Source organism: Pseudoalteromonas sp. SWYJZ12 (assembly GCF_015864395.1).
Classification (GTDB): Bacteria; Pseudomonadota; Gammaproteobacteria; order Enterobacterales; family Alteromonadaceae; genus Pseudoalteromonas; species Pseudoalteromonas arctica.
Genome location: NZ_JADYXH010000002.1, coordinates 444,933 through 457,437, shown reverse-complemented (window position 1 = coordinate 457,437; position 12,505 = coordinate 444,933). Strand labels below are relative to the sequence as shown.

Sequence of the window (12,505 nt, the reverse complement as noted above, 5' to 3'; positions counted from 1 at the left end):
AAGTGCATTAAATAATTGTTCTATTGTAGCACTAAGAAAATAGCGCAATAACAAGGCAAAATTATAATATATAGTTGTTATCACAAATTGCTCCCTGCATTGCTCTACCTCCTGCATCCATGCTGTCAACTATGAATAATTCCTAACAAAGTAAGTGCGCTATTTAATGCAGTAGAATAATCATATTTTTAATAAAATTGGTATACGCAATAAACTTGCTTACATTAATGCCATAAACGCTAAATGCGGGTAGAATAGCGCTCTATTTTATTTGTACCCGAGTACTATGAGCGATTATACCATTTCGGCTATTGGCCAAATTCAATCTCCTTATAAACAAAAGTTTGCTATACCTAGGCAACCTCGTTTAGTGCCACAAGCTAAAGCAAAGCTTATATTTGCCCCCGATTTTAATCGCGAAGAGTTTGTACGTGGTTTAGATGAATTTACTCATATATGGTTGTTATTTCGTTTTCATGAAACGGCTGATAAAGGTTATTCTGCTATGGTGCGCCCGCCTCGTTTGGGTGGCAATGAGCGAAAAGGTGTATTTGCGACCCGTGCTACATTCAGACCAAACGCAATTGGAATGAGCGCCGTAAAACTTGAAGGTATTGAATATAAAAACGGACAACTTAGCTTATTACTCGCTGGTATTGATTTACTTGATGGCACACCGATTATTGACATAAAACCGTATTTGCCGTATTCAGACTCTATGCCGGATGCAAGTGCTGGCTTTGCTGACACGCGCCCTGAAACACAAATGACGGTTGAATTTAGCCCTCAAGCAATTGAGTTTGTTAATGCGCAAACACAATACCCAGATTTACATGATTTTATTGCCAATGTTTTAAAACAAGATCCCCGCCCTGCATATAAAAAACAAAAAGACGGCGAGCAGAGCTATGGTATGACTTTGTATAATTATAATATTCGCTGGCAAGTCAATGGCGAACATAACGTAGTAACAAGTATAGAAAAAAACTAAATAACTCAGTTAGCGCTTTAGTGTAAAAGCATCCGCTGGTAAACTTAAGCTCTATTAAAAGAATATAATTACTCTATTTCGGAAAAAACATGCGTACAAGCCAATATATACTCGCAACACTTAAAGAAACGCCATCAGATGCTGAAATCGTATCGCATCAGTTAATGCTTAGAGCCGGTATGATCCGTCGCGTCGCTTCGGGTTTATACACTTGGTTACCCTCTGGTTTACGCGTGCTACGTAAAGTAGAAAACATTGTACGCGAAGAGATGGACAAAGCGGGTGCAATTGAAATGCTAATGCCTGTTATTCAACCTGCTGATTTGTGGGAAGAGTCTGGCCGTTGGAATGAATTTGGTCCTGAGCTTATGCGCTTTACAGACCGTCATAACCGTACGTTTGCACTTGGTCCAACACACGAAGAAGTAATAACTGATTTCGTACGTAAAGAAATAAGCAGCTACAAGCAATTACCAATTACTTTATACCAAGTACAAACTAAAGTACGCGACGAACGTCGTCCTCGTTTTGGTGTAATGCGTGCTCGTGAATTTACAATGAAAGATGCCTACTCTTTTCACTTAAGTGAAGAGTGTTTAGATGCGACTTATCAAGCGATGCACAAAGCATATTGTAATATTTTTGAGCGTTTAGGCCTTGATTACCGCCCTGTTATAGCCGATACAGGCTCTATTGGTGGTAGCGTATCGCACGAGTTTCATGTACTTGCTGAGTCGGGCGAAGATGCAATTGCATTTAGTGATGGCAGTGATTACGCCGCTAATATTGAAAAAGCAGAAGCACTGGCACCAAGCGAGCCTCGCCCTGAAGCATCAAAAGAGCTTAAAGCGTTTCCAACTCCTGACGCTAAAACGATTAACGAGCTTAAAAAACACTACGGTGTTAAGCCACATCGCGGTGTTAAAACGTTAATTGTTTATGGTACGCCTGATGAAAACGAAGTACGCGGTTTAGTAGCCTTAGTACTGCGTGGCGATCACGAATTGAATGAACTAAAAGCTGAAAAGCACCCATTAGTAGACTCTCCGCTTGAAATGGCAACAGAGGCAGATATTGTTGCTGCTATTGGCGCAAAACCTGGCTCATTAGGCCCGGTTGGCTTATCTATGCCTATTATTGTTGATAGAGCAGCTAACATACTTGCTGATTTTGTTGCCGGTGCAAATAAAGACGATGAGCATTACAGCGGTATTAACTGGGATCGTGACGTAACTGATTACGAAGTTGCTGATATTCGTAATATTGTTGAAGGCGATATGAGCCCATGTGGCCAAGGCGTTTTACAAATTAAACGTGGTATTGAAGTAGGTCATATTTTCCAACTTGGCACTAAATACTCAGAAGCGATGAAAGCGGGTGTATTAAACGAAGGTGGTAAAAACCAAACCATGACTATGGGTTGTTACGGTATTGGTGTTTCACGTATTGTTGCTGCTGCTATTGAGCAGAACAACGATCAATACGGGATCATTTGGCCAAAATCAATCGCGCCATTCGATTTAGCAATTGTTCCAATGAACATGCACAAATCGCATCGTATTCCTGATATTGCAAATAACCTCTACCAAGGTTTAAAAGATGCTGGTCTTGATGTGTTATTTGATGACCGTAAAGAGCGCCCTGGTGTTATGTTTAACGATATGGAACTCATTGGTGTGCCATTTACGCTAGTAATTGGTGAGCGTAACCTTGACGAAAACAAAGTTGAGCTTAAAAACCGCCGTACAGGTGAAAAGCTAATGATTGATATCGATACAGCAATTGATGCAATTAAAACGGCTGTTAAAGGTTAATAACACGCACGCTCAAAATAGACTAAAAGGCCGCATTTAAAATGCGGCCTTTTTTATGCGCGATTAATAGAAATGCGTAATAATAGCTGCTCAATAACTCACCTTTCCTAGCTTTGTAGAAATCTTTTAATTACGTGCGTTGGTATAAATTGTCATGGAGGCTTCGCTAAAGTGTCTCATAAGTGTCATTAGATTTATCTACAGTGTTTAATTATTACACTATGGATGACGGGCATGACAAACAATCAACTGCGTAAAAAACAACATTATCCAGCCATATGGATATCTGATGTTCATTTAGGTTACAAAGACTGTAAAGCAGGTTACTTACTCGATTTTTTAAACTCGGTAGAATCCGACACACTTTATTTAGTAGGTGATATTATTGATTTATGGTCAATGAAACGTCAGTTTTATTGGCACCCTTCGCATTATCAAGTATTAAACTCTATACAAAAAAAAGCAGCTAGCGGTACACGCGTCATTTATATTCCCGGTAATCATGACGAAACGTTTAGAAACTATATAAATCAAACGTTATTTGGTATTGAAATCCACCAGCAGTTTATTCACACCACTAAAGCTAATAAACGTTTTTTACTCGTACACGGTGATGATTTTGATTCCGCGACACGCTATAACAAACTTATTAGTATCGCGGGTGATGCAGGGTACGACTTTTTATTATTTTTAAACCGCTGGACCAATCGTATTCGAAAGCTATTTGGTGGTAATTACTACTCGCTTGCATCATGGATAAAAGCTCGCGTACACAAAGCACGTGAAGCGATTAAAGCCTTCGAAGATGCCGCAATTCATGAAGCTAAAAAACAAAACGTAGACGGTATTATTTGTGGACACATTCATCATCCCAAAATAAAAGTAGATGACGGAATTATGTATTGTAACGATGGAGACTGGATTGAGAGTTGTACGGCGCTGGTAGAGCAGCAAGATGGAAAAATTGAATTACTACATTGGTCAGACACACAAACCGTACTCGATAGCGCCGACATAACAAAGTTAAATATATCAACGGATGCTAAACCAAAAAAATCAGCTGCATAAGCAGCTGATTCTCAATTAATAACTATTAACTTAGCCAGGTGATTAACTTATCTTTTAGCGTTCGTGGCTTGATTGGTTTAGTAATATAGTCGTTCATGCCTGCAGTTAAACAACGTTCTCTATCACCTTCCATCGCACTTGCTGTCATAGCAATAATAGGTATGTAAGTGTAGTCTACCCCGGCCTTACTATTTCTGATTTCACTTGTTGTATCGTAGCCGTTTAAATTAGGCATTTGGCAATCCATTAAAATAACATCAAAAGCTTGCTCTGTGTTTTCTCTCAATGCTTCTAATGCTTCTACACCGTCTGATGCACAGGTGATTTTTACTTTTGTACGTTTTAAAATCGCCTTAGCTACTTCAATATTAATCATATTATCGTCTACTAATAATATATGATAAGCAGATAGGTCTGGCTCTACTTGTTCTTCTGTTAAGCCTTTTGGTGGCGCTATAATACAATCATTACTAGCACCAAATAAGCTGGCTAACTTATAGCTAAATTGATCTTGGGTAAGCGGTTTATTTAGAATGTGGCTACCCTCAGGTAACACCATTTTAGTCGGTTTATCGGTCACCATGTCGCGTAAAATTAAGACATACTTTTTATTAAACTGTTTACAGTAATCAATTAACGCATCAATTTGAGGGTGCTCATCGTCAATTAATAATAAGTCAGCTTCAAACTCTTTATGCTCACTAAAGTAGTCGAGTCTTACAATGTTTTCTGCATTTACTTTACAGGTTAGTAGCAATAAATCGCACACGTTTTTATAAACGTTATCGCGCGCTATTAATGCCGCTACGTTAATGCTAGTAGCAAGTTCAATACCTGTGTTTAGTTTTTTCTCTTGTGCTACATGTAGCTCAACTGTTGCGGTAAAGGTACTACCAGCACCCTTTTCACTTATAACCGTAATATTACCACCCATTAACTGAGCAAGTTTTTTACATATAGATAAGCCTAAACCTGTACCGCCAAAATGACGGGTTGTACTTGAATCTTCTTGTGTAAACACTTCAAATAGTTTGTCTATGTTCTCTGGCGCTATACCAATTCCCGTGTCTTTTATTGTAAAGCTCATTAATAACTTTGAGTCGGTAATGTACTTAGAGCCGACAGTTAAACTTACTTCACCTCGGTGGGTAAATTTAAATGCATTATTAACTAAGTTAATTAAAATTTGTTTCAGTCGATGGCTGTCACCAATAACCATTCTGTCTACTACATCTTTTGTATCTAAGAATACTTCAAGACCTTTGCGCTGGCCCTGTAACGCTAAAGAGCTAATCATATCGCTACATACTGTAACAACATCAAATGTATGATTATCAATATCAAGCTTACCCGCTTCTATTTTAGAAAAATCGAGAATATCGTTAATCAGGTTCATCAGAGAGTTAGCACTGCTATTAGCTAATTTTAAGTAATGGTATTGTTGCTCACTTAAGCCATCTTCTTTGAGCATTTCAAGCATACCCAAAACGCCATTCATCGGTGTGCGTATTTCGTGAGATATATTTGCTACAAAGTCACTTTTTGCTTGGCTCGCTGCTAATGCTTGATCAATTGCTCGCTCTAGCTCAACAGTCCTTTGTGATACTTTTAGCTCTAAAGTACTGTTTAAGCCTTCAAGCTCTGATTGAGTATTTTTTAATGAGCTAATATTTCTTAAAATAGCCGCTACCTGATAACGGTTATTGTAGACATCAAAAATACTACTGAGCGTAATTGAAAAGTATTGTTTGTTGCCATAACCATCTGTGTAGATAGCTTCAAACGGCATTTTTGCTCCGTTTGAAATAGTCTCTTCTATACAGTTATTATCGGCTTCATTTAAGTCAAATAAAGAAACAAAGTCAGGGCTAATGCCTGAAATTGAATTACCGAAAACCTCTTTAGCTGTATTATTAAAGTGAACAATTTCGCCGTTTTGCTCAATTGTAAAAATAGCATCCAAAGAATTTTCTATTACTTTATTGTTTTGCTCTTTTAGAGAATTAATTAACAACTTACGGTTTATAAAACGTTGGTATAAAAAGGCAATAACTAAAAATACGCTAAAGAATACCACTAGCATTGCAATAAAGTTTTGACGCCTTTCGTTCACCTTTGCAAACAACGTTTTAGTATCAACACTTACACCAAGCTCTAAAGGTAACATCGCAATATCACCATCAAGCGAAATACGTTTTTTTAACGTGTAAGCAATTGGGTAATTACTTAGCGGTAAAGTGCCTTGCTCTGCCATTGTACTTGCAATGGAAAATTCTTCAGTCCATGTTTTTGCTTTATTAAATTCAAAACCGAAGCGTAATTGAGGGTTTGGATGATATAAAAATTCACCTTCATTATTCATTAGGTAAATTTGTGTTCCTTGTGGAGATTCAACCGTTAAACTTTTTATTAATTTATCAGCAAAGTAGTTAGTAACTAATATTGCAAAAATTTTATTTTTTTCATCAAAAACAGGTTTAGCTACACGAAAAGTGCTTATATAAGGTTCTTGTATCTGCCCATTTTCACGGTTGTAGTTAATTGGAGAAATATAAACACTTTTATTATCGAGCATACTCGCTTTTATCATGTAATCGCGTTGGCCTTTCTTTTGTAATTGCAGACCTTGCAGTCGATTAATTTCTCCGAGTTGGTTTCTATCAACCCTGACAACTTCTTGTCCACCATCTTCGAGCGTAATATAGCGAGCTTGCAATATAGTGTCATCAGTCTGCATAAAGCCTGTAAAAATACTTGCTAAACGCTCCTGCCAAATATCAATGGGTGTTCCAAGAATTGGATCAATCAGTTTATTTTCTTTTGCGCGGGTAATACCTTGAATAGGAGGAGTTGCATCTAAAAAGCGGATTGCGGTAACACTATCTTTAAGGTGTTTTTTTAGTGAAAGGCTTTTTGTTTCAAGCTCACGTTTTAATTCTATTTGAGCTGAATGGTAAACATCACTTCTTACTTTTTGATCAAACAAATACAGAGATGGTAAAGCTATAAGAACAAATATTATTGTTGCAACGAGCATTAGTCTATTATTTTTTGTCACATTCAAAAAATTATTCCTTTTTAACATTTATCTTCACCATAAAATTCTACTCGCTATATTATAGAGCATTAATGGCTAAAAAGGACCCCAAAACTAATTAGTTATCGTTATTAATTTTAATGTTTTTACATATTAAAGTACTAATGTATTACCTAAAAAGCTGTATTTGCAAAAGGTTAATTCAAGATAAACAAACGTTGAACCTAAAGGATTATTTAGGAATGCTCTGATTGTTCAGACCTTCTTTCACAACAAATATGACTATAACCATGCAGAAAATAAACCCTCCTCCTATACAGATATAGTTGATTATTGGATTAGACTCAGTATCAAGAGTCATTGCTAAGAGCCCATAACTCAAAAGCATTAAACCAATAAGTGACGCAGCCATTAATCTAATGAGTTTTTTTGTGGTTTTTTTCATTCTATTACTCCTTGTTCCCTAGCAATACTCTCTAAATTCTTCAAAAATTGAACCGATTCATTAGTTATGTCTTTAATCATAAACTGAAGCTCTATTTCAACTTCGCTTTCATCTATTACACTGTTACTAACAGTCTTTAAAAAAACAGCTTTGCCTTCATTATGCAATGATATTTCTGTCGGTATTTGATTTGTGTCGTACTTAAATTTACGCATAAAATCTATTAAAGGCACATCTAAAAAACCAACAAAAGCTTTTCCAAAATAAGTATCTTCTCGTGCTCGTTTTAAAAGCCAAGTATATTCAGCAGATGATAGAAATTGGTTTGGGAATGAGCTCGTTTTTACTGTTTGGACTTTTTCATCATCAAAATACCCTATAAATACGTTTTCTCCTTCATTTTCGTAAGCGATATAATTATTAGGGTCGTTTTTAGGATCTAAGCTCATTTCATAAATTTGTTCTTTAGTAAACCCTGGCGCGTGTTTCATCATATCAGTAAAAGCTTTATCACTATTTTCTTTATTTAAAGCATAATCTAATCTGTATGCGATATTTTTTTGATGATCTAAAATATATTGACCATCATCTTTAATAGTCATTTCTGTAAAGGTTTTATTTGGTAAAACATAGTCTGTACGAAGGTATTTATCGGTGACTTTTATTTTAATGTATGCAAAATGATTTAACTCTTTAGTGACTTGATAATTAAGTGTTAGGTTATTTTGTGCGTGTGCATAACCACATAAACTAATACTCAAAAATAATATAGCTTTAGAAATACTTTTCAAAATTTTCTCCTTAAAAATGTAATAACCGTAAATAATAGCCAGCAAGTTAAAATCGATTAACCGTACCTAATAGCTTATCAGTAACGTATTTGTTAAAAAAGTAAAGTTTGAACCTACTTTGTAATCAGCCCAGGAGAAGATCGTGAAATACACTATAAATCAATACCTTTCAAGGTAAGCTGTTCTGTGCATAACTTTCTTCTGCTTTACTGGCATACCTTTATTAAAACTGGTTTCAGCCTTTAATTAATTAAATGCAATATGCCTTAACCCTGCAAATACAGGCGCTGCACCTTCTTTAAATTCTATATCTAAACGCCAATGTAATCCGTTCTATATTTGCTAATGTTGCCGCGCTGATCTTGCAAATACTTCCGCCGTTAAATGTGTTGAACTGATATCTTGAGGTTTGGGATAATTAGCTATCTCCAAGCTCTAAAATCAGTGAGGATGTTGTACCACGTAATATTTAACATTGAGCTGTAGATTATCCCCTGATTTTACTTTCTCTAATACTGGATGGTATCCGAGCACTTAGTGATTTACTAATGATGCAGTATCTACAAGTGGAGTCATTGATATAAGATTAAATGTTGGAATTGATGTAAGCAAAGAATCGCTCGATCTCTATTTATTGTTAAATCAAGCCAAGAGCGGCAGCAAATTTAAATGCTTCAAAAACAGAAAGATTGACTATTTAGCCATCAATGATTGGATCTCGAAGCTATCTAAATGTCAGCCGAATGACATTTTCATTACGATTGAATCCACTGGGGTTTATTATACTAACTAAAATTAGCCTAAAACTTCGAAATGTTAAAATTTAGAGTGGGTGTCGTTAATTTTTACTTCATAGCTTTTTTCGTAAAAAATAAGCAGATGGAATATCTCAAAGTTGCTAACTAGCATAGTAAATTAGAGTACGATATTTAATTACTTATTTGAATTCAAATAAAGCGTATCATTGAAGATATGATAATCCCTATAATTGCGAATATCACCGCAATACGAATATGAGTCAGCATAGGTAATGCCTGCTTACTAGTTCTTTCAATGGATACTGGATATTGATTATGAGTTAGCGCTAATAACAACGCAGGCCCATCAATAGCAGTACCACTGAGAGCTAAGGTCATCCCTTGCTCTGTTACGAAAGTCAACTCTACGACATGAGGCTGCTTTACTCCACGACTTTGAAAAGTAGCATCCGTTAGAAAACTGCCTGCAACATAGTAATTCCATTTTAAATCTATATTTTGCACTTGCTCCTTTTTAAACTCATGTGCTTGTCTATCTTCAAATAATAACGCTGGCAGCAGTAAACTATTATCGCTGACAACAATATCACTTTGCGGTGATTCAGAAATAAAATAATACTTATTACATAGGTGGGCCTTTGTTAACCAATAACTGAGATAAGCAACGGCTAAAAGTACACAGCCCGCGATCCAGTTCTGTGCTGATACAACGACTATAATAGCAAAAAATAAACATACTCCAACGACACTAAATACGATCTTTTTTTTGTTATCTGGCAACGGCAAAGCAAATCGTAAGATACTGTGATGTGTTTTTATATCTGTGGGGCGAGAGCTATTCAGATGAAAAATGTCTGATACCGTTTCTTCGGTTGCATTCCCTCTTTCGCCTCTATTTACACTCTGGGTATGCTGCTTTGCGCTCGTCTTAAAAACGTATTTTACACTACTCATAGCAAGTAACTTTTTAACTAGCTCTCCCTGCCGCCAAAACGAAAAGTGGCTGATTTTATGACCTCCACCTTGCTCATAGGTAATGTTGAGATCATATTTATGGCGTTTTTGTGTAAGTACAGCCTCTGTTATCGCAGAAAGGTCTATCGATTGTCTATTAAATACGTAAATAGTTTTACCCAGCAGTGCAAACTGGCTTTTTGTTATTAATGCGTTGTTTTTTAGTATAAGTCGCCGTTGAAAAGCGAACAACACAGCAACAAAAATAGTGTTAGTTACAACTGACTGTATATCTTCACTGAGTACACTTAATATAATTGTCATTGAAAAAATGACAGCCAAAAAATTGGTAACCCATTCGCTCATTAACTTTACTTGCACGAACACTCCTTATTTTATTGCTATATTTATTATTTATTATATGAGTCTTGCTTAGTACTCAAAAAATAAACCAGCGATGCATATCGCTGGTCTAATATGACAAAGTCAACTTTTAATTAATACCTAGCTAGCTATATATCTAACACCCATTTTGTCGTGCCAGGCAACAGCTCGAACACACAGCTATCACTAAAATTCATTTTTTTACCATTACCCCATTTTATAAAAACTTGAGCTACTTCTTTTGGTACTTCTGTCGATAAATATTCAGCGCGTTTAATATAAACCCCAGCTTCATCGAGAGCTTGCCGATGACTAGAAGCCACTTTTTCCATTTTCTTAGCCATTTTAGGTTTAAGCGTACCTTTATATTTTTCCTCTACAAAGCTCCACATAACCTCTTTATTATCGTCGCGCATGGCATTTCGCCATAACTGGCATTTTTCTATAAATATATCTGCTTGGTTATTTTTAGCGTTAAACTCTACATTGGGCTCAGCTGCAAACGCATGTGCGCAGCTGAATAACAAGGGTAAAGATATGATCACTTTTTTAAACATTGCTTAATCCGTTATAATTGATGATAAGTTGATTGAATTTTGCTGGGGCAGTTAAATGATGTCTCTTTGTTAGTATGCTTTTCACTTATAAGACATCGCTTTTACTTTATTTCTAAGATTTAACATTTTCCTGTGTATTTATTATTTAGAGCGTGTATTCAAACTCAATTGGCTTTAATGTTTTCACTTCAATGGAAAAATCTTCTTTGCGTGTATACAGCACTACATTTAACGATAACGTGGCTTTGTTATCACCTAAGTGGTGTAACTCTGCGTGTTTATATTCATGTGTATAACCCGTGCCATAACCTTTAACATCATCATATTTACAACGCATTCGCAGTTCAGAGCCGGTGCATTTAATCGCTCTTTTGCTTTTTAGCATACCTATTGGAAAGTCAATCTTACAGGTACCCGTTTTTCCATCACCTTCTATTTCAACAACCAAAAAAGGCTGTGTTTTAGCATTTCGCGCATAAATTTTGATGCCTCAAAGCTAATCGCTTTTGTCATAACAACATTTTGTGTGCCACACCCAGTTAACACACTAGCAAGTAGTGGGATTGATAGATATTTTAATTTCATGCCTTTCCTTAGTTTTTTAAATAAATTAAACAATAAAGCCCAATAAAAACCCAATTGGGAAAAGAGATAAGTAGGTTAACGTCCACCATGAAAAACGGTGTTTAATTTTTACGTTATGCACTTGCGTTAAGTAATTAACAATTGCTCTATAGTCACTTAAATTAAACGTATGTACTCCATAACGTTCACCATTGACTGATTTAATAGCTAAATGCGTACTTATGTAAGAGCCAAACCACAGCAGCGGCGTCAACGGAAAGTAACTAATATACATCGCCTCTATATCTTTAAAGGCGATAAATACTTCACGCTCACCTTTAAAGTCCGGCATGGTTATGGCACTAGGCGTAACATAAACATCGGCGTTATAAAATGTTTTTTGTAACGAGGATTGCAATAGCACCAAACCAAAAAACAAAAACGGGGTAACCACAAACATGGTATTCAGTGTTTGGTCAGCATTTGAGTAACTCGGTTGACCATCAATAAAAAAGGAGGCGACAAACGCCCCTAGTAACATACCTAAAAACGATTTTATTCGCGTATAAGGCACCCAGCGCTTGTGTGCAAAACATACTTCAAATGTATGCGTAAGCTTTTCAGATATAAAGTCCATAATAATCAAAGTAGTCTATGATACATATACCATTCGTTATCAAACTCTAAAAATGAGCATGATTTCCTCCCGTTACGCTCTTTATTTATAAAAGTGTAAAATAATGTGAATTCACGAGTGGCTTCAGGGTAAAAACGAGCCATTCGTTTATCTACTGAACTCTGTAAACCTGATACTAATTCATTACCATTAGGATCTTCTCCGGCGATATCTAACAACGTTATTTTCAAATTATTTAAATTTAATTGCTCCCAATCCTCTTTGTAGTTTTTTATTGCTTTATCCACTTGCTTCCATGCTGTTTTACCTTCATTCCAGTTTTGTAATTTAGGTGGTAACTCTGCAAATAAAGCCTCTCGGTCTCCGGCTTTAATGTTTTGCCATGCGCCCATACAGCGTTTATTAAAATACTCTTTAGACGGCACTTCACTAGCCATTGATAAAAAAGATGAGCTTAATAAAGGCCCCGTAATTAAAAGTGTGGTTAATTTATCTTTCATATAAA

12 protein-coding genes are annotated in these 12,505 nt (G+C 36.0%); 3 read left to right on the top strand and 9 right to left on the bottom strand.

Translation table 11 applies throughout. The features are described from left to right. The first annotated feature begins 286 nt into the window (after nucleotides 1-286). The 3 genes from tsaA to I6F42_RS04275 all read left to right on the top strand — a co-directional run bounded on the left by tsaA (nucleotide 287) and on the right by I6F42_RS04275 (nucleotide 3,873). A complete protein-coding gene (gene tsaA, locus I6F42_RS04285; RefSeq protein ID WP_197151063.1) occupies nucleotides 287-991 on the top strand; it encodes a tRNA (N6-threonylcarbamoyladenosine(37)-N6)-methyltransferase TrmO in 705 nt (234 codons plus the stop codon). A gap of 89 nt (nucleotides 992-1,080) precedes the next feature. Beyond that, a complete protein-coding gene (locus tag I6F42_RS04280) occupies nucleotides 1,081-2,805 on the top strand; it encodes a proline--tRNA ligase (RefSeq protein WP_197151053.1) in 1,725 nt (574 codons plus the stop codon). Between the two features lie 234 nt (nucleotides 2,806-3,039). Next, a complete protein-coding gene (locus I6F42_RS04275; protein ID WP_197151051.1) occupies nucleotides 3,040-3,873 on the top strand; it encodes a UDP-2,3-diacylglucosamine diphosphatase in 834 nt (277 codons plus the stop codon). Nucleotides 3,874-3,898: 25 nt separating this feature from the next. Here I6F42_RS04275 and I6F42_RS04270 read toward each other — a convergent pair whose 3' ends face one another. The 9 genes from I6F42_RS04270 to I6F42_RS04230 form a co-directional block, all read right to left on the bottom strand. Further along, nucleotides 3,899-6,910 (bottom strand): ATP-binding protein, encoded by a 3,012-nt coding sequence (locus tag I6F42_RS04270; RefSeq protein ID WP_374939245.1) that lies wholly within the window; start codon nucleotides 6,908-6,910, stop codon nucleotides 3,899-3,901. A gap of 232 nt (nucleotides 6,911-7,142) precedes the next feature. Beyond that, the gene (locus I6F42_RS04265; protein WP_010552728.1) at nucleotides 7,143-7,355 is read right to left on the bottom strand and encodes a hypothetical protein; all 213 of its coding nucleotides are present in this window, start codon (nucleotides 7,353-7,355) and stop codon (nucleotides 7,143-7,145) included. Then, a complete protein-coding gene (locus tag I6F42_RS04260) occupies nucleotides 7,352-8,146 on the bottom strand; it encodes a hypothetical protein (RefSeq protein ID WP_197151039.1) in 795 nt (264 codons plus the stop codon). The genes I6F42_RS04265 and I6F42_RS04260 overlap by 4 nt, the downstream gene beginning before the upstream one ends. Before the next feature lie 947 nt (nucleotides 8,147-9,093). Continuing rightward, nucleotides 9,094-10,239 carry a hypothetical protein gene (locus I6F42_RS04255; protein WP_197151036.1) on the bottom strand — a complete coding sequence of 382 codons (1,146 nt, stop codon included), beginning with the start codon at nucleotides 10,237-10,239 and terminating at the stop codon, nucleotides 9,094-9,096. Between the two features lie 131 nt (nucleotides 10,240-10,370). Next, nucleotides 10,371-10,799, bottom strand: coding sequence for a hypothetical protein (locus I6F42_RS04250; protein ID WP_010552725.1), 429 nt, complete (start codon nucleotides 10,797-10,799; stop codon nucleotides 10,371-10,373). Between the two features lie 145 nt (nucleotides 10,800-10,944). Further along, on the bottom strand, nucleotides 10,945-11,247 hold the full coding sequence (locus I6F42_RS04245; RefSeq protein ID WP_197151034.1) for a hypothetical protein: 303 nt from the start codon (nucleotides 11,245-11,247) through the stop codon (nucleotides 10,945-10,947). Next, the gene (locus tag I6F42_RS04240) at nucleotides 11,232-11,384 is read right to left on the bottom strand and encodes a hypothetical protein (RefSeq protein WP_158522941.1); all 153 of its coding nucleotides are present in this window, start codon (nucleotides 11,382-11,384) and stop codon (nucleotides 11,232-11,234) included. Before I6F42_RS04240 ends, I6F42_RS04245 begins: the two co-directional genes overlap by 16 nt. Nucleotides 11,385-11,409: 25 nt before the next feature. Continuing rightward, a complete protein-coding gene (locus I6F42_RS04235; RefSeq protein ID WP_033013010.1) occupies nucleotides 11,410-12,000 on the bottom strand; it encodes a hypothetical protein in 591 nt (196 codons plus the stop codon). A gap of 5 nt (nucleotides 12,001-12,005) precedes the next feature. Beyond that, entirely contained in the window at nucleotides 12,006-12,500 is a 495-nt protein-coding gene (locus tag I6F42_RS04230) for a hypothetical protein (protein WP_197151032.1), read from the bottom strand. Between the last annotated feature and the right edge of the window lie 5 nt (nucleotides 12,501-12,505).

Bases quoted from the DNA above. Each gene is read 5' to 3' on its own strand.
- tsaA (WP_197151063.1), top strand. From the start codon at position 287: ATGAGCGATTATACCATTTCGGCTATTGGCCAAATTCAATCTCCTTAT.
- I6F42_RS04280 (WP_197151053.1), top strand. From the start codon at position 1,081: ATGCGTACAAGCCAATATATACTCGCAACACTTAAAGAAACGCCATCA.
- I6F42_RS04275 (WP_197151051.1), top strand. From the start codon at position 3,040: ATGACAAACAATCAACTGCGTAAAAAACAACATTATCCAGCCATATGG.
- I6F42_RS04270 (WP_374939245.1), bottom strand. From the start codon at position 6,910: ATGCTCGTTGCAACAATAATATTTGTTCTTATAGCTTTACCATCTCTG.
- I6F42_RS04265 (WP_010552728.1), bottom strand. From the start codon at position 7,355: ATGAAAAAAACCACAAAAAAACTCATTAGATTAATGGCTGCGTCACTT.
- I6F42_RS04250 (WP_010552725.1), bottom strand. From the start codon at position 10,799: ATGTTTAAAAAAGTGATCATATCTTTACCCTTGTTATTCAGCTGCGCA.
- I6F42_RS04240 (WP_158522941.1), bottom strand. From the start codon at position 11,384: ATGAAATTAAAATATCTATCAATCCCACTACTTGCTAGTGTGTTAACT.
- I6F42_RS04235 (WP_033013010.1), bottom strand. From the start codon at position 12,000: ATGGACTTTATATCTGAAAAGCTTACGCATACATTTGAAGTATGTTTT.
- I6F42_RS04230 (WP_197151032.1), bottom strand. From the start codon at position 12,500: ATGAAAGATAAATTAACCACACTTTTAATTACGGGGCCTTTATTAAGC.